This is a genomic window from Brachybacterium sp. AOP42-C2-15, assembly GCF_052377065.1.
Classification (GTDB): domain Bacteria; phylum Actinomycetota; class Actinomycetes; order Actinomycetales; family Dermabacteraceae; genus Brachybacterium.
The window spans coordinates 19,805-37,958 of the sequence record NZ_JBQSWK010000015.1; the positions used below are offsets into that span (position 1 = coordinate 19,805).

Annotated in this window: 17 protein-coding genes; 8 read left to right on the forward strand and 9 right to left on the reverse strand. The window is 71.1% G+C overall.

Annotated features, from left to right (window positions below; translation table 11 throughout):
* Positions 1–36 precede the first annotated feature (36 nt).
* Positions 37–276: a hypothetical protein gene (locus tag ACT3SQ_RS10055; protein ID WP_444601099.1), complete on the reverse strand. Its 240-nt coding sequence runs from the start codon at positions 274–276 to the stop codon at positions 37–39.
* A gap of 476 nt (positions 277–752) precedes the next feature.
* Here ACT3SQ_RS10055 and ACT3SQ_RS10060 point away from each other — a divergent pair, with 476 nt between their 5' ends.
* The gene (locus tag ACT3SQ_RS10060; RefSeq protein ID WP_345075458.1) at positions 753–1,184 is read left to right on the forward strand and encodes an Hsp20/alpha crystallin family protein; all 432 of its coding nucleotides are present in this window, start codon (positions 753–755) and stop codon (positions 1,182–1,184) included.
* An 89-nt stretch (positions 1,185–1,273) separates the two neighbouring features.
* Positions 1,274–1,978, forward strand: coding sequence for a GNAT family N-acetyltransferase (locus ACT3SQ_RS10065; RefSeq protein ID WP_444601100.1), 705 nt, complete (start codon positions 1,274–1,276; stop codon positions 1,976–1,978).
* Between the two features lie 81 nt (positions 1,979–2,059).
* Here ACT3SQ_RS10065 and ACT3SQ_RS10070 read toward each other — a convergent pair whose 3' ends face one another.
* Together ACT3SQ_RS10070 and ACT3SQ_RS10075 are read right to left on the reverse strand one after the other, a co-directional pair.
* Positions 2,060–2,875 (reverse strand): sugar nucleotide-binding protein, encoded by an 816-nt coding sequence (locus tag ACT3SQ_RS10070; protein WP_444601101.1) that lies wholly within the window; start codon positions 2,873–2,875, stop codon positions 2,060–2,062.
* The gene (locus ACT3SQ_RS10075; protein WP_444601102.1) at positions 2,872–3,972 is read right to left on the reverse strand and encodes a hypothetical protein; all 1,101 of its coding nucleotides are present in this window, start codon (positions 3,970–3,972) and stop codon (positions 2,872–2,874) included. Before ACT3SQ_RS10075 ends, ACT3SQ_RS10070 begins: the two co-directional genes overlap by 4 nt.
* Positions 3,973–4,304: 332 nt before the next feature.
* Here ACT3SQ_RS10075 and ACT3SQ_RS10080 point away from each other — a divergent pair, with 332 nt between their 5' ends.
* The 4 genes from ACT3SQ_RS10080 to ACT3SQ_RS10095 are packed head-to-tail and all read left to right on the forward strand — an operon-like array spanning position 4,305 to position 7,496.
* Entirely contained in the window at positions 4,305–5,051 is a 747-nt protein-coding gene (locus tag ACT3SQ_RS10080; protein WP_444601103.1) for a CoA transferase subunit A, read from the forward strand.
* Position 5,052: 1 nt separating this feature from the next.
* Positions 5,053–5,700, forward strand: coding sequence for a CoA transferase subunit B (locus ACT3SQ_RS10085; protein WP_442332740.1), 648 nt, complete (start codon positions 5,053–5,055; stop codon positions 5,698–5,700).
* An 11-nt stretch (positions 5,701–5,711) separates the two neighbouring features.
* The gene (locus tag ACT3SQ_RS10090) at positions 5,712–6,899 is read left to right on the forward strand and encodes a thiolase family protein (RefSeq protein WP_442332739.1); all 1,188 of its coding nucleotides are present in this window, start codon (positions 5,712–5,714) and stop codon (positions 6,897–6,899) included.
* Positions 6,900–6,938: 39 nt separating this feature from the next.
* The gene (locus tag ACT3SQ_RS10095) at positions 6,939–7,496 is read left to right on the forward strand and encodes a gamma carbonic anhydrase family protein (protein WP_442332738.1); all 558 of its coding nucleotides are present in this window, start codon (positions 6,939–6,941) and stop codon (positions 7,494–7,496) included.
* 111 nt (positions 7,497–7,607) lie between these two features.
* On the opposite strand, the gene ACT3SQ_RS10100 is transcribed toward ACT3SQ_RS10095, so the two are convergent.
* A complete protein-coding gene (locus tag ACT3SQ_RS10100) occupies positions 7,608–9,443 on the reverse strand; it encodes a sigma-70 family RNA polymerase sigma factor (RefSeq protein WP_444601104.1) in 1,836 nt (611 codons plus the stop codon).
* A 243-nt stretch (positions 9,444–9,686) separates the two neighbouring features.
* Here ACT3SQ_RS10100 and ACT3SQ_RS10105 point away from each other — a divergent pair, with 243 nt between their 5' ends.
* The gene (locus tag ACT3SQ_RS10105; RefSeq protein WP_444601105.1) at positions 9,687–10,001 is read left to right on the forward strand and encodes a hypothetical protein; all 315 of its coding nucleotides are present in this window, start codon (positions 9,687–9,689) and stop codon (positions 9,999–10,001) included.
* A gap of 349 nt (positions 10,002–10,350) precedes the next feature.
* Positions 10,351–11,613: an adenosine deaminase family protein gene (locus ACT3SQ_RS10110; RefSeq protein ID WP_444601106.1), complete on the forward strand. Its 1,263-nt coding sequence runs from the start codon at positions 10,351–10,353 to the stop codon at positions 11,611–11,613.
* Between the two features lie 126 nt (positions 11,614–11,739).
* On the opposite strand, the gene ACT3SQ_RS10115 is transcribed toward ACT3SQ_RS10110, so the two are convergent.
* The 5 genes from ACT3SQ_RS10115 to ACT3SQ_RS10135 form a co-directional block, all read right to left on the reverse strand.
* Complete coding sequence (locus ACT3SQ_RS10115; protein WP_444601107.1) at positions 11,740–13,026, reverse strand: glycosyltransferase family 4 protein; 1,287 nt, start codon at positions 13,024–13,026, stop codon at positions 11,740–11,742.
* Complete coding sequence (locus ACT3SQ_RS10120) at positions 13,023–13,724, reverse strand: hypothetical protein (RefSeq protein ID WP_444599662.1); 702 nt, start codon at positions 13,722–13,724, stop codon at positions 13,023–13,025. The genes ACT3SQ_RS10115 and ACT3SQ_RS10120 overlap by 4 nt, the downstream gene beginning before the upstream one ends.
* 283 nt (positions 13,725–14,007) lie before the next feature.
* A complete protein-coding gene (locus ACT3SQ_RS10125; protein WP_444599661.1) occupies positions 14,008–14,871 on the reverse strand; it encodes a TetR/AcrR family transcriptional regulator in 864 nt (287 codons plus the stop codon).
* A gap of 21 nt (positions 14,872–14,892) precedes the next feature.
* Positions 14,893–15,990 (reverse strand): aspartate-semialdehyde dehydrogenase, encoded by a 1,098-nt coding sequence (locus tag ACT3SQ_RS10130; RefSeq protein ID WP_444601108.1) that lies wholly within the window; start codon positions 15,988–15,990, stop codon positions 14,893–14,895.
* Positions 15,987–17,354, reverse strand: a complete 1,368-nt coding sequence (locus ACT3SQ_RS10135) for an aspartate kinase (protein ID WP_441445297.1) — start codon at positions 17,352–17,354, stop codon at positions 15,987–15,989. Before ACT3SQ_RS10135 ends, ACT3SQ_RS10130 begins: the two co-directional genes overlap by 4 nt.
* Between the last annotated feature and the right edge of the window lie 800 nt (positions 17,355–18,154).

Sequence of the window (18,154 nt, forward strand, 5' to 3'; positions counted from 1 at the left end):
GTCGCTCCGCGCTGCCGCGCGTGCGGTGACGTGCCGCTACGCGGCGCGGGTGTAGGCACCGAGCACCTTCAGCGCATCTCTCAGCGAGTCGGCGGGGAACGGGCCGACGGTGACTTCGTCCCCGTCCGTCGTGCAGGTGAACCAGATGCCCCCGGCGTCCGTGGTGAGAGTGAGAGCGTCACCATCGGGATCGGTGAGCTCGGCGACGTCGAGCGGCAGCATGCGCTCGGGCGCCGCACCGAACCGGTGGGCGGTGATGGGTTCCACGGGGGTCACAGAACTTCTCCAAAGAAGAGCGGGGACAGAGCCCCGCAGACGGGCGTGCTGCCGGATGCCGTAAACGGGCAGGCGGGCAGCAGTGCGGTGAAGTCAGTCTTGAGGAGGAATCGCGCCCGCGCGCTCCGTGCGCCGCCGAACCGCGTCTTTTCACCCCCGGCTCACCCACGAGGGCCATCGGCCGCTCGGGCGAAGGGCTGCGCCGATGGACGCTGAGAGGCTCTCCTTGGATCCGCCCCCGCTGATCCGCCCCGCGCGAGGCACGAGACCCTGAGCGCTGGACCTCGGGACCCTGGAACGATGCCTTCTCCTCGGCGGCCGGGCACCCCGGCGAACCGGCTCCGCGCCGCCGCGAGGCCGTTCCCGAACTCTGGCACTCTCGCCCGGAGAGTGCTAATCTGCTCGTACTTGAGTCGGAGGGACTCAAGGTTCGGCGACCACCGGACGACCGGGGGTCACATCAGAGAGGAGAAGCAATGGCCACCACCGATCCGTTCCGAGAGATGGAGCGATTCGCGGGCACTTTTCTCGATGCTGGACGTCGGGGACCGCGGCAGATGCCGATGGATCTCTACCGCGCCGGCGATCACTACGTCCTCGCGGCCGATCTGCCGGGTATCGATCCCGGTTCGGTTGACGTCGACGTGGACGGTCAGCTCCTGACGATCCGTGCGGAGCGGACCCTTCCGAAGGACGAGGGCGCGCAGTGGATCACGCGCGAACGCACGGGCGGGACCTTCCTGCGCCAGCTCAGCCTCGGACAGGGCCTGGACACCGAGCGGATCTCCGCGAGCTACAGCAACGGTGTGCTCAGCGTGAGGATCCCGCTCAGCGAGAAGGCCAAGCCTCGCAAGATCGAGGTCACCGCTGACAGCCCACCCGCGCAGATCGAGTCCACCGCGACCTGAGGCTCCCCCTGCTGCCGGGCCCCGGCATCCCACGATGCCGGGGCCCGGGCAGCACCGACCTTCCCACGGCGAGCGAAGGAGTGACAGCCATGCATGACGAGCTCACCGCGGCGACGGTGCGCACCTGGGTGGACGGATGGGCCCGCACCCGGGAGTACGAGGTGGTCCATGAGGGCACCTCGCACACCGTCGGTCCGCGCACCGAGCACGGGGATTCGGAGACCGTCCTGTTCCGCTGGAGCGAGGACGAGCTGCGCAGGGCGACCTCCTCTGTCGCGGGGAATCCGGGTCACCTGCTGACCCTCATCTCCGAGGTCGGCGAGGCGCCGCCGGCCCTCGGAGAGACCGGCGATCTCGAACTGATCAGCGATCAGGAGAGACTCATGGTCACCGATATGGAGCTGCAGGACGTCGAGGCCCCGATCGTGCCGGACTCCTGCACGGTCGCCCGCGAGACGTTCGACGGCTGGACGCTCCTCACCGTCATCCAGGCGGGCCGTGTCGTCACCCGAGGACGCATGGCGGTGGTCGACGGCTGCGCCGTGCTCGACCGGATCTACACCGCCAGCACGCATCGCCGGCGGGGTCTGGGCACCTTCGTCACCCGCACGCTCCTGGCGATCGCCCATGAGCACGATGTCGACACGGGCCTGCTCGTGGCGACTGGACGGGGCGTCGAGCTCTATGAGCACCTCGGCTGGACGCCCCTCGCGGACGTGCGCGTCCTCGGCGCCCCGGGGGCGCGGAACCGGCGCCGGCCCTCGCACGCCCAGATCGACGAGGAGCTCGGCTAGCGCAGCCGAGCGTCGGCGTCGATCCTCGCTTCGACGAAGCGCCCCGGGTTCTTCACCCGCCTCTTCGGTCGCTGATCGGAGTCACACGAGCATCGCGTCGTACCCGGAGCGGAAGTCCGGATGCCGGAGCTCTCCGAGCAGCTCCCTCATCCGCGCCCCGCTCAGCACGGTCCCGTGGCCGGAATCGGGGTCGGCGGCGGGCGGGACCGGCAGGCCGAGCCGGAAGGCGAGGTGGGTGACCACCTCGCCGAGGCGCGCGGGCGCGCCGTCGACCGCGTGCAGCAGCACCGGCGGTTCCGGATGCGCCAGCAGGGCGAGGAGCACGCGTGCGAGGTCCTCCTCGTGGATGCGGTTCGTGCGTCGGCGGTGGTCGACGGGGCGTCCCTCGCGCACCGCGCGCAGCAGCCGATCCCGGCCCGGGCCGTAGATCCCGGCGGGGCGCACCACGATCGCGTCGAAGAGCTCCCTAGCTAGGCGCTCCCCGTTCAGGAGGCTCTGGGCCCGGTCGCCGAGCGGCTGCGGGGCATCCTCCTCGGTGAGCACCGGGGCCGGATCGGCACGGTTCGCGTACCCCTCGAACACCCTGGTGGAGGAGACGAACACGGTCCGGGCGGGCCGGTGGGGCAGGGCGGCGGCCAGGTGGCGCAGCGGGGTCTCGTACCCGTCGGCCCCCTCCGGCGGGGGCAGGGTGATGACCATCGCCTCGCAGGCGGGCAGGGCCCCCTCCAGGGGTGAGGAGAGGTCCGCGGCCAGCGCGCGGAAGCCGCTCGGCACGGCGCCCGGATCTCGGCGCAGCGCGAGCACCTCTCCCCCCGCCTCCAGCAGGGCAGCGCCGGTGCGCCCGCCAAGGCGCCCGCAGCCCACCCACAGCGTCCGCGTCGGGACCGGTCCGCTCACTGCCCCACCTCTTCCTCGGTGAACCTGCGCTGCCTCTCCCGCTGGCCGTGGGTGAGACTGCGCATATCGGTGTCCTTGTCGAAGCTCGAGCCCAGCGCGCCGGCGACCACGCCCATCGCCGCGCTCAGCCACGCGATGTCCAGATACCGCGCCAGGACGGGCTCGCGGCCGATGACCTCGGCGAGATAGTCCGGAGCGATGACGATGAGCGCGCTGGTGAAGATCAGCACCACCAGGCACACGTACAGCAGCGCGACGATCATCAGCAGCGTGAGCACTGTCGAGAGGTTGTACAGCAGCACCACGCGAGCCAGCCGCTCGTATCTGGGTGCGTCCCACAGGCGGTTGCCGACGATGAGCCAGGCCGTGATCGCGCCGATCGCGAGGATCCCGATCAGCAGCAGCCGCTGGGTGGTCAGGTGCATCGACATCGACCAGATCGAGCTGTAGAAAATGCCGAAGGCCCCGGTCGCGGCGGCCGCGGCGAGGGCGCTGGAGAGCTTCGGGGCGGTGCGGAGGGGTTCGTTGCCGGCCACCATCCCGGCCACGGTGCGCGCTCCCCCGATCACCCGCGATCCCAGCAGCAGCTGGTGATCGTCAGGGCCCGTCAGCTCCTCCCACTGCGCCCAGCGCCGGGCATAGCGCGCGGCATCAAGCGATTCTGACGTCGGCGCCATGCGCAGGGTGCAGCGCATCAACGCATCGAGGATGCGGCGCCGCGTGGTGAGCACCCCGAGCGTAGGGCAGGAGATCACCGCGATGTTGTGCTCGGGGAAGATCTCGGCGACCAGCGGCCTGCCGTCACGCAGACGCGGGATCTCCGTCAGCAGCAGCACGGCGTCCGGGTCGCCGGAGGACCGCGCCTGCTCCAGCACCTCGGACAGGTCCAGCGTCCCATCCGGGCGCAGCCGGAGCATAGAGGTGCGCACCTGAAGGCGGATCGGCGGGTGGTACACCTCATCGAGGTGCTGCTGCAGGGAGTCCTCGATCGACCTCGCCCGGTGCGTGGGCAGGCCGGGGTCGGCGACCAGCAGCACCGTGGCCCCGGCGGCAGGATCCGGCGCGGGGCCCTGTGGCGAGTTCTGCGTCTCCGACATGCGTCCTACCCTGGCAGATCACCCGGTGTGCGGCCAGCCCTGGTGCCGCGGACGCCCAGTGCTCCTGCCCACGAGCACCAGGACACCCCTGCCGACCAGCCGGTCGCTGTCCTCACCGACCCGCTCCAGTACCGGGCCCCGGCACCAGCGCCAGCGCCACGTCCGCGACCATTGGTTGTAGATCCGCACAACCACCGTCGGCCGGCGCTGTCCCCAGATCCGAGGCGGAGCTCACCCTGCCGGGTCTAGGCTCGAGGTCACCCTGCCCTTCGCCCGCCGGCATCGCCGCCGGTGGCCGTGAGGGCTGATACCAGCCGACAGGAGGGACAGCGATGTCCAAGGTCTCGGACGACGCAGCAGCCCAGCTCACAGCGGTGCTGCGCGACGACATGACCATCGCGGTGGGAGGCTTCGGCCTGTGCGGGATCCCCACCGATCTGATCACGATCGTGCGCGACAGCGGGGTCACCGGCCTCACCATCGCCTCGAACAACCTCGGGGTGGACGGCAAGGGCCTGGGCCTGCTGCTGGAGAACGGGCAGATCGCCAAGGTGCTCTCCAGCTATGTCGGGGAGAACAAGCTGTTCATGCAGCAGTACATCGACGGGCAGCTCGAGGTGGAGTTCGTCCCCCAGGGCACTCTCGCCGAGCGGATGCGCGCCGGCGGCTCCGGGATCCCCGCCTTCTACACCCCCACCGGGTACGGCACCCCGATCGCGGAGGGCAAGCCGACGGCCGAGTTCGACGGCCGCACCTATGTGCTCGAGCGCGCGATCAACGCGGACCTCGCCCTGGTCCACGCCCACACCGCGGATCACTACGGCAACCTCCGCTACCGCCTCACCGCCCGCAACTTCAACCCGCTGGCCGCGATGTGCGGGGAGGTCACCTTCGCCGAGGCGGAGCACCTCGTCGCCCCCGGCGGGATCGACCCTGACGACATCCACACCCCCGGCGTCTACGTGCATCACCTGATGCAGGCCACCGCCGAGAAGGACATCGAACAGCGCACCGTGCGTCCCCGCCCGGAGGTGCCCAGAACCGACGCCCCCCGTACCGAGACGCAGGAGGTGGCCTGAGATGGCCTGGACCCGTGATGAGATGGCCGCGATCGCCGCTGCCGAGCTGCGCGACGGCGAGTACGTGAACCTCGGCATCGGCATGCCGACCCTGGTCGCCAACAACCTTCCTGCCGGTGTGAACATCACCCTGCAGTCCGAGAACGGTGTGATGGGCATGGGGCCCTGGCCCTATGAGGGCGAGGAGGATCCTGACCTCATCAACGCCGGCAAGCAGACCATCACCCTGCTGAAGGGCGCGACGATCTTCGACTCCGCGACCAGCTTCGGGATGATCCGCGGCGGCAAGATGGGTACCGCGATCCTCGGCGCCATGCAGGTCACCGGCACCGGCGACATCGCCAACTGGCAGATCCCCGGCAAGCTCGTCAAAGGCATGGGCGGGGCGATGGACCTGGTCGCCGGTGCGAAGCGGGTGGTGGTGATGATGCAGCACGCCGCCAAGGACGGCTCCGCGAAGATCAAGCACGAATGCTCCCTGCCGCTGACCGGCGTGGGCGTGGTGAATCGGATCATCACCGAGCTCGCCGTCTTCGACGTCACCGAGAACGGGCTGGTGCTCACCCAGCTCGCCTCCGGCGTCACCGAGGACGAGGTCCGCTCCCTCACCGAGCCCGACTTCACCGTCTCCCTCACCCCGGCATCGTGAAAGGTCCCTCCATGCGCTCCAGCGATGACCCGATCGTCGTCCTCGGCTACGCCCGCACCCCCGTCGGCTCCTTCGGGAAGTCCCTCGCGGGCGTGCCCGCCCACATCCTCGGCGCGACCGCCGCGAAAGCTGCGCTCACACGCGCCGGCGTCGCGGCCGACGAGGTCGACGAGTGGGTGATCGGCTGCGTCGGCTCCACCGGACGGGACGCGTACATCTCCCGCCGCGTCGCGATCGAGGCGGGCGCCGCCGTCACCTCCACCGCGATGACTGTGAACCGGCTGTGCGGCTCCGGCATGCAGGCCATCGCGCTCGGCGCCGCCGAGCTGATGGTCGGCGAGAGTGACATCGTGGTCGCCGGCGGGACGGAGAACATGTCCGCCCAGCCGTTCCTGGACTACTCCGCCCGCCAGGGCTACACGCTCGGGGACCGGGTGCTGATGGACGGCACCTCGGCGCTGATCACCGACCCCTTCGACGAGGTGCCGATGGGCGTGACCGCCGAGAACGTCGCCGCCCGCTATCACGTCACCCGGCAGGAGCAGGACGAGTACGCACTGGAGTCCCAGCGCCGTGCCCAGGCCGCCCAGCAGGCCGGGGCCGTCGCCGCGGAGATCACCCCGGTGACCATCAGCGGCAGGCGCGGAGACACCGTGGTCGACACCGACGAGCACCCCCGCGAGGTGACCCTCGAGAAGCTCGCCGCGATGCGCACCGTCTTCCAGCGCGAGAACGGCACCGTCACCGCCGGCAACGCCTCGGGCATCAACGACGCCAGCGCCGCGATGGTCCTCACCCGCGCCTCGGTCGCTGCGGAGCGCGGCCTGACCCCACTCGCGGAGCTCGTGGACTTCACCAAGGTCGGCATCGACCCCCAGGTGATGGGCTACGCCCCCAAGCCCGCGATCGAGAAGATCATGGCCCGCAACGGGCTCGCGAACAGGGACCTGGGGTGGATCGAGCTGAACGAAGCCTTCGCCGCGCAGGCCGTGCCGATCGTGCGCGACCTGGACCTGGACCCGGCGCTCGTGAACCCTCTCGGTGGGGCGATCGCCTGGGGCCACCCGATCGGTGCGACCGGCGCGATCATCTCCGCCCGCACCATCGAGAACCTGCGCGTGAACGACCGCGAGCTGGGCCTGGCGACCATGTGCATCGGCGGCGGGCAGGCCGTCGCCAGCCTATGGCGAGCACTGTGAGCCTGTGGCGAGCACTGTGAACGCCCAGCACGCAGCATCATGAGAGACACAGACCCGTCGGACGAAGGAGTACCCGCTGTGACCACGATCGACTTCGAGGGCGATGCGCCCCAGGTGCCCGCGACCGCATGGGTGGCCCCGAACGCCACCCTGATCGGGAAGGTGACGCTCCGTGAGAACTCGAGCGTCTTCTACAGCTCCGTGCTGCGCGGAGACATGGACTCGATCACGATCGGTCCCGGCAGCAACATCCAGGACGGCTGCGTCATCCACACCGACGAGGGCTTCCCCGCGGTCGTCGGCTCCGGCGTCTCCGTGGGCCACCGGGCTGTGCTGCACGGCTGCACCGTCGAGGACGACTCCCTGATCGGCATGGGCGCCGTGGTGCTCAACGGCGCCGTGGTCGGCGCCGGCAGCCTGGTCGCCGCGGGCGCCGTGGTCACCGAGGGCATGCAGATCCCGCCCGGCTCGCTGGTCGCCGGCGTGCCCGCGAAGGTGCGCAGGGAACTGGACGAGGAGGCCCTCGAGTCTCTGCGGCAGAACGCCCGCACCTACGTCGAGCTCGCCGCGAAGCACCGGGCGGCGATGGCCGGCTGACCTCCGGACCGGTGAGCCGGGAGCCGGGGCCTCGTCTCCGACCCTGACACCGACCCGGACCCGGACCCAGACCCAGACCCAGACCCAGACCCAGACCCAGACCCAAGGCTCCTACTCCCCCATCGGCTCCTCGACGGGTGGGGCAGGAGCATCCGGCTGCGCATCGGGAGCTTCGGGTGCCGCATCGGGAGCCTCGGGCTCCGGAGCCTCCGGAGGCACCTCGGGATCTTCCGGCGGCAGTTCCGGGTCGACGGGCAGCGGTTCCGGATCCTCCGGCGGCACCTCGGGATCCTCGGGCGTCGGCGTGGGGTCGACGGGGAGCCAGGGCGGCGCTCCCCCACCGAGCAGCGGCGGATCCGGGGGCGGAGGCGGCGTCGGCGGACCGGGGGACGTCCCCCCGAGGAGCGGCGGATCCGGGACCTCGGGGGCGCCCGGCTTGCCGGACGGCTCACCCACGATCTCCGACGGCGACCCGTTGACAGGACCCTGCCCGCCACCAGGTGCGAGCACGAGGTCCTGTGTCGGCGGGATCTGCACCGAGGGCGGGGTGTCCGCCGTCGGCGGGGTCTCCACCGAGGGCGGGACCTCCACCGGCGGCAGGGCGTCCGCTGCGGGTGGAGCCTCCACCGTCGGCGGAGCGTCCCCTGTCGGGGAGGAGTCAGAAGTTGCCACGGGCTCAGCACGCGAGGGATCGGCGCCGCTGACCGGTGGCGCCGCCGGGACCGGGGAGGCGTCGGCCGCATCGCCCGTGCCGGGAGCAGGCTCACCGGCCTCCGGGGCCACGTCGTCCGCCTCGTCCTCCTCCTCGATCGCGGGCAGGAGCGTCGGCGGGGGCGTCGCGGCGGGGTCCTCGGCCTCGAGCGGCTCGGGCTCCACGGAGTGGGGGCTGGCCAGCCCCCGTGCAGGCGTCAGCGCGGTGAAATCGCTGCCTGGGTGCTGGGCGACGAGCACGAGTCCCGCTGCCGCCACCAGCACGGCCACACCCGCCGCCACCGGCACTCCGGCCCCTGCGGCGGCGGCCCTCCACCAGGCCAGCCGATGGGCCGCGCCCCCAGCCTCCCCGGCTCCGGCCACCTCTGCGGAACTGGCCGCCTTGGGCACCGCGCCAGGGGCGGCTCCCTGGTCGGCGAGTGGCAGCACCTCGGCAAGCTCCTCCAGCAGCACCGGAGATTCCAGTACGAGCGGCAGCAGGGCCCCGCGCATGCGCATCGACAGTGACCGCAGGTCACGCAGCGCGACGGAGCAGCGCACACAGTCCGCGAGATGAGCGGACGTCCGCTCGGCGCGCGCGGCACTCAGCTGCCCCCGCTCATACCCGCCGAGGTCCGCGGCGATCTGCCGGCAGGCCGGACGCACCGTCGCCCCGTCCACGTGGGCCTGCAGCCAGGCCGTGCGCAGTCCTTCACGCGCCCGCCGGGACAGCTGCGCGACCGCATTCGGGCTCCGCCGCAGCTGCGGCGCCACCTCGCGCGGCGCCAGCCCGTCCACCTCGGTGAGCCAGAGGATCCGCTGCCACTGCTGGGGAAGCGCACTGAATGCCGTGAGCACCAGGTCGCGATCCAGCTGCTCGCCTCCGGTGACCGCGGCCGACGCTGAGGAGTAGGTGGCCTCGACGGACTCGACATCGTCGACGGAGGCCTCCCGCGTCCGTCGCAGGCGATCGACGGCCTCGTTGTGGACCACGCGCATCAGGTAGGCGGCGAACCTGTCGTGCGGCCCTCCTCCGTCGGTGATCGCCCGCAGGACCTTGAGGAACGCCTCCTGGGCCACGTCCTGTCCGTCATGCGAGCCGACCAGGCGCCGCGCCTGCGCGAGCGCCGCCCCGAGGTGACGACGGTAGAGCGCGGCGTAGGCGCCGGTGTCGCCCGCGCGCACCGCGGCGAGCAGCTCCTCGTCGGTCATGGAATCCTGCTGCGCTGCGACATCGCCCTGGCTGGGATGCGTCATGCTCCGAGCCTTTCTCGAAGGAGGATCTGCCGACGCGATCGGGGAGGCACGGGAATCGTCGCGTCCGCGAACTCCACGCACAGGGGAGATTCGAGTATGTCGCGAGCATGACCCAACTCACCAGTATCGAACTGAGATGTAGCGTCCGTCACGTTTCGCGTCATAGAACCGGGCGCCGCTCGTGGAGGGGGTGAACGGTGCCACTGAGGCTGCCGTCACTCCTAGGCCGCAGTACGGAGAACCATGAACAGCTTCGAGATGACTGACCTCGACGGTGACGCCCTCACTTTCATCACCCGTGACGGGAGCACCTGGATCACGTGCACCAGCGGCGCCGACGAGGTGACCGTCGGCCCCTTCCCCAGCCGCCTGCTGCGTGGCGCCCTGACTTCGGAGCCCGGAGCGAACGGACAGTTCACCACGACCATCATCGGCTCCTCGGGCCCCGCGCTCGACCTTCAGGAGGCTCCGACAGAGCTCCGACTGCTCGACCCCGTGAGCGAAGACGCCGACGCTCTCGCCGTGCAGCCAGCATCCCTCGCCCGCCGGGAGGGATGACCGCGCAGGTCTCGTTCGATGCCGCACAGCGAAGCGGCCGGTCCGGGCTCCCCGGCGAACCGGCGGGTCGATGCCCCACACCGAAGCGGCCGACCCGTAGGTTGTGTGCGCCAACGATCCCTGCGCTGCACCGACCCGTAGGTTGTGTGCGCCAATGATCCCCTTAGCGCACGGAACTTACGGCTCGACCGAGCCCCGGGCCTGACCCGCAGGCCGTGGGGGCCGGAAGTCACCAGGGGCCGCAGCGAGCGGCTCCGCCACGGCCCCGGATCTAGCCCGTCACCACGGCGGCCGCGATGGAGGCCCCGACGGTTCGGGCTTGCCGGGAGCTCCCGCGTATCCTGCGTCGATGAACCTCACCCCCGCTCTCATCGGCGCTCTGCCGAAGATCGCCCTCCACGATCATCTCGACGGCGGCCTGCGCGCCGAGACCGTGCTCGAGCTGAGCCGCGAGCTGGGCCTCGAGGTGCCCGGCGTCGACACCGGGGCCGACGGGCGCGACGCCGGGGCCGACGGGCGCGACGCCGTGGCTGATGGGCGCGACGCCGTGGCTGATGGGCGCGACGCTGGAGCTGACGTGGACGACGCCGGAGTCTCCGCTCCCCAGGCCGTCGCCGACTGGTTCCAGGCTGCGGCCGATTCCGGCTCGCTGCCCGCCTACCTCTCCACCTTCGACCGCACCCTCGCCGTGATGCAGACGGCCCCTCAGCTGCGCCGCATCGCTCGCGAGTTCGTCGAGGACATGGTCGCCGACTCCGTGGTCTACGCCGAGACCCGCTGGGCACCGCATCAGCACACCGGTGCCGGGCTCACCCTGGATGAGGCAGTTCAGGCCGTCCAGGACGGGCTCGACGAGGGTGTCGCCGCGGCGGAGCAGGATGGCCGACGGATCGTCGTGGGCCAGCTGCTGTGCTACCTGCGCCATCTCGAGCCCACCGACGATCTGGTCGAGATCGCCCTCGCCCGTCGTGACACCGGGGTGCTGGGGCTGGACCTCGCCGGGCCCGAGGCCGGATTCCCCGCCTCCCGCTTCCGGGCCCAGTTCGAGAAGGCACGCGCGTCGGGGCTGCGGGTGACGATTCACGCCGGAGAGGCCGACGCCCCCTCCTCGATCGCCGACGCGCTGGAATGCGGGGCCGAGCGGATCGGCCACGGGGTGCGCCTGCTCGAGGACATCGTCGGCGACGATCTGGGGCCGGTCGCCGCGCGAGTCCACCGTGAGCAGATCTGTCTCGAGGTGTGTCCCAGCTCGAACCTGCAGACCGGCGCGGCGGCGGATTTCCCCTCCCATGCCGCCGGACCGTTGCACGCACGCGGCTTCGCCCTCGCCCTCAGCAGCGACAACCGGCTGATGAGCCGCACCAGCACCTCCCGCGAGATGACACTGGTCGCGCAGACCTTCGACTGGACGCTGGAGGATCTCCAGCAGGTTGTCCTCTGTGGGCTCGAGAACGGCTTCGCCCCGGCAGAGCAGCGGCAGGCGCTGCGGGACGAGGTCGTGCTGCCCGCGTACCGGGCCGCGGCGCTCGGCGGTGAGGCACCCCGCAGTGAGGCGCTCGGCGGTGAGGCGCTCAGCGAAGAGACGCAGAGCGAAGAGACGCAGAGCGAATAGGCCCCACCGCAGCATGCCGCGCTGGCAGAAGGCGCTGTTCCGGCAGGTGAATCGTGCCTCGGCACAGCGCACTCAGGTGCTGCACCTGCCGACCGACCGCACCGCAGGAACTGGTGAGGGGCGGGATCAGTCCGCGATGACGCCGTGCAGGATCTCGAGGTAGCGGCGGGCGAGCACGTCATCGTCCGCATGCTCAGCGACCCAGTCCCGGCCGCTGGCCCGCACTCCGGCGCGGGAGCGATCCGCGGCGAGGTCCCGCCACAGCGCGGTGAGCGCTTCGACGTCCTCCGGCGGGAGCACATCCCCCGCGCCGGCCTCGCGGACCACGTCGGCCGCCTCGCCATCCAGCAGCGCGGTGATATGCCGGCCGGTGGCGAGCATCTCGTAGAGCTTGGAGGGGACGGTCCAGGCGAACGGCGCCCAGTCCCGCAGGGACACGATGACGGTGTCCGCCCAGGCGTACTGGTTTCCGACCTCGCGGTGCGGGATGCGGGGGATCACCTCCACCGGGGCGCCGAGCTCGTAGGCCAGCGCCGCCAAGGCGGCCGCCTCGACCCCGTGCCCCACCATCCGCACCTGCACCTCCACGCCCTGCTCGTGCAGCGCCGCAGCCGCGCGGACCACCGTGTCCAGGCCCTGGGAGCGTCCCATGTTCCCCAGGTACAGGCACCGCAGTTCCGGGTGATCGCCGGGAAGATGGTCGCGCTGCGGCCGGACCAGGGAGAGGTCGGTGCCGTTGCGCACCACGCGCACCACCCCCACCCCGCGCTCCCGCAGGACGTCCGCGAAGCGTCCGGTGGTGGTGACGACGGCGCGGGCCCCGCTCTGCCAGCCGGTCACCTTCTCATGCACCTCCCCCTTCGCCAGCGCCACCGCCCAGGACAGGGCGCGGCGCAGCGCGCTGGTGTGCACGGTGTGCGCGGCCTCCGGACTGAGCGCGCCGACGGGGCCGACGTGGGTGACCAGATCCGGCCACGCATCCCGCATCTCGACCACCAGGGGCACACCCCACAGCGACGCGAGCGTGCGCCCCACCATCAGGGTGGGGATCGCCGGGGCGGTGGCGATGATGACGTCGGGTCGGGTGCCGGGGCGGGAATAGCGGTGCCGGAGCCGGCGCAGCGCATCCGCTGCCGCGATCAGGTGATCAGCGGTGCGGGAGGCGATGTCCGCGCGATGCGGGAGGAAGGCGGTGCGCAGGATCGTCTCGCCGTGCCGCCCGGTCTCGATGGCACCGACCCGGTGCATCCTGCGCTGCGTGGGCGTCGGGCGTCCGCTCGGATAGTGAGGCACCGGAGCGGCGACCGTGACGCGGTGACCAGCAGCGATGAATCGCTGCACGAGCGCCGACCAGCGTCGCTGCGGCGCCCCGAACTCCGGGGCGTAGTAGTGGGTGAGCAGCAGCAGTCTCATGCGTCCTCGGCCGCCTTGCGGGTGCCGGGGGCGTCGGCGGCATCGGGGGTGGCGGAGTCAGAGCGGCGGGGATCAGCGTCGGAGGCGACGGCTGAGTCGGAGTCGGTGCCCCTCGCCTCGTCGGCATCGGCGGCGTCGGTGTCGAGACCGACTGCCACCTCGGCCTCGCGCAGCGTCGTCGGTGAGGCGTGGCCGGTGTCGGGTGGGCGCAGCCCCGCCTTGGCGGTGGCCGCGTCGATCCGCAGTCGGACCACCTCCGCGGAAGGCGGATCTGCGGACTCGGCATCACCGGCAGGATTGGCAGCACCGGCGGGCTGGGCGGGCTCGGCAGCGCCGGCGGGCTCGGCGGGCTCGGCGGGCTCGGCAGCGTCAACAGATGCGGCGTCGGCAGTGGGATGTGCGGCGGGCAGGGCGGCGATCGCGGCCGACGGGATCAGCACACTGCGAGAGCTCAGCTGACGCGGCATCACGGTGATCGCGGCGAGCTCCCCGCTGGCGTCCTGCTGGTAGATGTCGCGCACGCGACCCACTGTCTTCTCGTCGCTGCCGAGCACGGTCACACCGGCCAAGTGCTGCAGGCGGCGTCGTTCGGCCCGGGCGGACGGCTCTGCTCCGTCGGCTGCGGACTGCTCCTCCGGGCGGCCTCCTGGCACCAGCGCCGCAGCCCCGGCGTTCGTCTGGGCGAAGCCCTCACGCACGGCAGAATCGTCTCCCGGTGCGGGTTCCCGGCGGGCTGCCTGGGCAGAGGCAGAGTCCTCCGACGTCGCACCAGGTCTCATCGATTTCTTCCGAAGGCGATCACAACCTGTGAGTCTACCGACCGCCGCCCGCCGCGGCGACGCCTCGCCAAGATCGTTACCGCTCAGCATCCTGATGCGGCGCCGTGAGCGCGGCGGGAGTTACGAGCGCTGTGGGTGCTGTAGGCGCTGCGGGTGCTGCGGGCACCGCAGGCACCGCGGGCACTGTGGGAGCCGCGGCGGGTCAGTCGACCACGCAACGGCGCACGAACGCCTGCACGTCCTGGATCGGGTCCGCGGCGGTCCGGTTCTGCAGCTCCCGCACCGTATGCTCCCGCACCGCGAGGCTCAGCAGCAGCGAGACGATCGTGCGCGCCAGCATCTTCGGATCCGCGCCCTCGAACAGATGACCGTTCTCCGCCAGACCCGCCAGCACCTGCTCGTGCACCAGGCGCAGCCGGGCGATCCGGAAGCGGCCCGGATGATCCGGGTTCACGATCTCCGCCGACAGCGTGGCCAGCAGCGCCATCGAGTGCTGTCGCGGGTCCCATGGGCCGGCCAGCGCCGCGAGCAGCGACTGCGGAGTGGTCTGCAGCGCGTCGACCGAGTCCAGCAGACCCTGCGCACTGGCTTCGAGGCGATCGACCACGGCCCCGAGCAGCACCTCCTTCGAGGCGAAGTGGTGCAGCATCCCCGGATGCGAGATGCCCACCCGTCGCGAGATGTCCCGCAGGCTCGCCCCGTGATAGCCCCGCTCGGCGAACAGGGCCGACGCGCTGTCGAGGATCGCCTCGCGGCGGGATGAGCCCGCTGCCGGCGCCTCGCTCGGAGACTTGGCCAGAGAATCGGTCCCCTTCCCGCTCGGAGCTGGCGGTGGGGAGAGAGTGCGCGCGGGAGCACCGATCACGGCGCGCAGATCCTCGCCGATGCCCAGCTCGGAGGCGGCGATCGAATCGAGGGTGCGCAGGGCGCGGGCCAGCGGATCCACACTGAGGTACAGGGATCCGCCGCCCGCAGCTTCCTCACCTGCACGGTCGGAGAACATGGCGGAAAGAGGCGCCGGTCCGGCACCCACTCCGGGAGGGCCATTGGTGGCAGCGAGGGTCATCGACGTCTCTCCTTGGTCATGTCAGCGCGCAGCGATCAGCTCCGCGATCTGGATGGCGTTCAGGGCAGCGCCCTTACGGAGATTATCCGCCACCGCGAACAGCACGAGGCCCTTGTCCTCGGGCACCGACTGATCCTGGCGGATACGGCCCACGAACGTGCCATCCTGACCGGCTGCCTCGAGCGGATTCGGGAGTTCGACCACATTGACGCCGGGTGCTGCGGCGAGCAGCTCACGCGCGCGCTCCGCCGACAGCGGCCGATCGAACTCGACGTGGATCGCGAGCGCGTGACCGCTCATCACCGGCACTCGCACGCAGGTGCCCGCGACCGGGAGATCCGGCAGTCCCAGGATCTTCCGGGACTCATGGCGCAGCTTCTGCTCCTCGTCGGTCTCCCCGGAGCCGTCGTCCACCAGGTTCCCGGCGAGCGCGACCACGTTGAAGGCGATGGGCTTGGCGTAGATGCTCGGCTGGCCGAGGTCCACGGCCGAGCCGTCGATCGCGAGCTTCTCGACGTCGCCGACGCCCTTGCGCACCTGACCAGCAAGTTCCGCGACACCGTCGACCCCGGAGCCGGAGACGGCTTGATAGGTCGCGACCTTCAGCCGGGCCAAGCCCGCCTCGTCGTGGAGAACCTTCAGGCTGGGCATCGCGGCCATCGTGGTGCAGTTCGGGTTCGCGATGATCCCGCGCGGCGGGTTCACCAGCGCCTCCGGGTTCACCTCGGAGACCACCAGCGGCACCTCGTCATCACGGCGGTAGGCCGAGGAGTTGTCGACCACGGTGGCGCCCGCCGCCGCGTAACGCGGGGCCAGGGCCTTGGAGGTCGAGCCGCCGGCGGAGAAGATCGCGATGTCGAGCCGGTTGCCGTCGGAGGTGATGTCCGCGGTCTCGGCGTTCTCGACGGTCAGCTCATGGCCGGCGTACTGGACGGTCTTGCCGGCGCTGCGGGCTGACGCGAACACGCGGATCGCGGAGTGCTTGACCGCCCGGTCGGCGAGCAGGGTGAGCATCACACGGCCCACCTGACCCGTGGCGCCGACGACGCCGATGACGGGCCCGTCGGCCGCATAGCCCGGGGTGAGAGAGAAGTCGAGCGTGCTGGTGCTGGTGTTCATCGTCCGGTCCCTCCGTAGACCACGGCCTCGGTCTGCTCGGCGTCGAGGCCGAACGCCGTGTGGATCACGCGCACCGCGTCGTCGAGCCGAGCCTGCTCGGTGACGACGGAGATGCGGATCTCCGAGGTGGAGATCATGTCGATGTTGATGCCGGCCTCGCCGAGCGAGCGGAACAGTCGCGCCGAGACGCCCGGGTGCGATCGCATCCCCGCGCCGACGATGCTGACCTTGCCGATCTGGTCGTTGTAGCGGACCTCGGTGTAGCCGATCGCCTCATGCGCATCTTCGATGGCCTTCAACGCGGCAGGCGCATCCGCCTCCGGGAGCGTCAGGGAGATCGCGACCGTGTCATCCACGGTCGAGGAGTTCTGCACGATCATGTCGATGTTCGCGCCGGAGCTGGCGACCACGTCGAACAGCATCGCGGCGCGGCCCGGGAGGTCCGGCACCTCGACCACGGTGATCTTGCCTTCGCTGCTGTCGTGGGCGACGCCCGAGATGATCGGCGCCTCGAGGCCCGTTGCTGCGAAATCGTCCATCGGGAGCTCCTTGGTCGGGTCGGCGGCGTCGCGTCGAACGACATCCGCGGTACGGAGGGTGACGTCGGGGTCGAGGGGGATCTCGCGCTCGGGATCGTCGGCGACGATCGTCCCCACGCGGCCCGAGTACGAGGAGCGCACATGCAGCGGCACCCCGTAGCGGCGCGCGTACTCGACGCTGCGAGCCATCAGGATCTTCGAGCCGTTGGCCGCCATCTCCAGCATCTCCTCGCTGGAGATCAGCGGCACCCGGCGTGCCGACGGGGCGATCCGCGGATCGGCCGAGAACACGCCGTCCACGTCCGAGTAGATCTCGCAGACGTCGGCGTTCAGCGCTGCGGCGAGCGCCACCGCGGTCACGTCAGAGCCACCACGACCCAGCGTGGTGATCTCCTTGGAATCGTGCGAGACGCCCTGGAAGCCGGCGACGATCGCGACCGCACCCTCATCCACGGCCTCCTGTATCCGGCCCGGAGTGACGTCGCGGATCTGCGCCCTGCCGTGATCACCATCGGTGATCAGCCCGGCCTGCGAGCCGGTGTAGGCGCGGGCGGTGACGTCGACGTTGTTCAGCGCCATCGACAGCACCGCCATCGAGATCCGCTCCCCCGCCGTGATCAGCATGTCCATCTCGCGCGGCGGCGGATTCGGGGCCACCTGCTCGGCGAGGTCGATCAGCTCATCGGTGGTGTCCCCCATCGCGGAGACCACGACGACCACCTTGTGGCCGGCCTTCGCGTAGAGGGAGATGCGCTTCGCGACACGCTTGATCGAGTCGGCGTCAGCGACGGAGGATCCTCCGAATTTCTGGACGACCAGGCTCATGAGGCAGGTTCCTTACGCGGTGGAGGACAGGCGGGGTGATGCGGGTGGTGCGGTGGGCCAGCCGTGGGCGGGCCCTGGACGGGCCTGCCGTGGGGCGGGCCTTGGACGGGCCTGCCCTAGGTGGGCGGGCCCTGAGTGGGACCGCTGGTGGGCGGGCCCTGGGCTGGATCGGTACCGCAGAAATGTTCCCGTTCCGCCGCGCCGATGGGCAGTGCTTTCACTCGCCCGACGCGGCTCCGGGCACCCTGCGAGCGGGCACCAGCCGCCGCCCAGTCTACGAAAATGCCTGGTCCTGGCCACAGTGACCTCGGCATGCGAGACAGGCCCCCTGGTCAGCGCGATTCAGCCCCGTGACCAGCACAACATCCCCCCGGGCGTGGCGTGATCAGGCCAGGCCAGGCAGAGGCGTACTCTCCGCCGCTCACGGGTACTGCTCACGAGTGCTGTCCTCGGGGCCCCCCCACCCCGCCAGCGGGCCCTCCACCTCATCGCCGGGCACCTCCACCTCGCCAGCGGGGCAAAGTTGGGCGATAGATTCCGCTATCCCCCTACTTTGCCCCGCTGGTGCGACGGGACGGGCCCCGCTGGTGCGACGGGACGGGCCCCACTGGCGCGACGGGACGGGCCCCACTGGCGCGACGGGACGGGCCCCACTGGCGCGAGGGCTGCTCTCGGGCAACGCCCGACCCTCCCTCGACGCCAGGATCACCGAAAAGAGAACTCCTCCATGGGGAGGATCGGTGGGCAGAGCAGTGACCTCGGGGTTGTGGATGACGGGGTGGAGGAGCCTCCGCGCGGCG

Excerpts from the sequence above, each read along its gene's own strand:
- ACT3SQ_RS10060 (WP_345075458.1), top strand. The coding sequence starts at position 753 with ATGGCCACCACCGATCCGTTCCGAGAGATGGAGCGATTCGCGGGCACT.
- ACT3SQ_RS10065 (WP_444601100.1), top strand. The coding sequence starts at position 1,274 with ATGCATGACGAGCTCACCGCGGCGACGGTGCGCACCTGGGTGGACGGA.
- ACT3SQ_RS10075 (WP_444601102.1), bottom strand. The coding sequence starts at position 3,972 with ATGTCGGAGACGCAGAACTCGCCACAGGGCCCCGCGCCGGATCCTGCC.
- ACT3SQ_RS10080 (WP_444601103.1), top strand. The coding sequence starts at position 4,305 with ATGTCCAAGGTCTCGGACGACGCAGCAGCCCAGCTCACAGCGGTGCTG.
- ACT3SQ_RS10085 (WP_442332740.1), top strand. The coding sequence starts at position 5,053 with ATGGCCTGGACCCGTGATGAGATGGCCGCGATCGCCGCTGCCGAGCTG.
- ACT3SQ_RS10090 (WP_442332739.1), top strand. The coding sequence starts at position 5,712 with ATGCGCTCCAGCGATGACCCGATCGTCGTCCTCGGCTACGCCCGCACC.
- ACT3SQ_RS10095 (WP_442332738.1), top strand. The coding sequence starts at position 6,939 with ATGAGAGACACAGACCCGTCGGACGAAGGAGTACCCGCTGTGACCACG.
- ACT3SQ_RS10100 (WP_444601104.1), bottom strand. The coding sequence starts at position 9,443 with ATGACGCATCCCAGCCAGGGCGATGTCGCAGCGCAGCAGGATTCCATG.
- ACT3SQ_RS10105 (WP_444601105.1), top strand. The coding sequence starts at position 9,687 with ATGAACAGCTTCGAGATGACTGACCTCGACGGTGACGCCCTCACTTTC.
- ACT3SQ_RS10110 (WP_444601106.1), top strand. The coding sequence starts at position 10,351 with ATGAACCTCACCCCCGCTCTCATCGGCGCTCTGCCGAAGATCGCCCTC.
- ACT3SQ_RS10115 (WP_444601107.1), bottom strand. The coding sequence starts at position 13,026 with ATGAGACTGCTGCTGCTCACCCACTACTACGCCCCGGAGTTCGGGGCG.
- ACT3SQ_RS10125 (WP_444599661.1), bottom strand. The coding sequence starts at position 14,871 with ATGACCCTCGCTGCCACCAATGGCCCTCCCGGAGTGGGTGCCGGACCG.
- ACT3SQ_RS10130 (WP_444601108.1), bottom strand. The coding sequence starts at position 15,990 with ATGAACACCAGCACCAGCACGCTCGACTTCTCTCTCACCCCGGGCTAT.
- ACT3SQ_RS10135 (WP_441445297.1), bottom strand. The coding sequence starts at position 17,354 with ATGAGCCTGGTCGTCCAGAAATTCGGAGGATCCTCCGTCGCTGACGCC.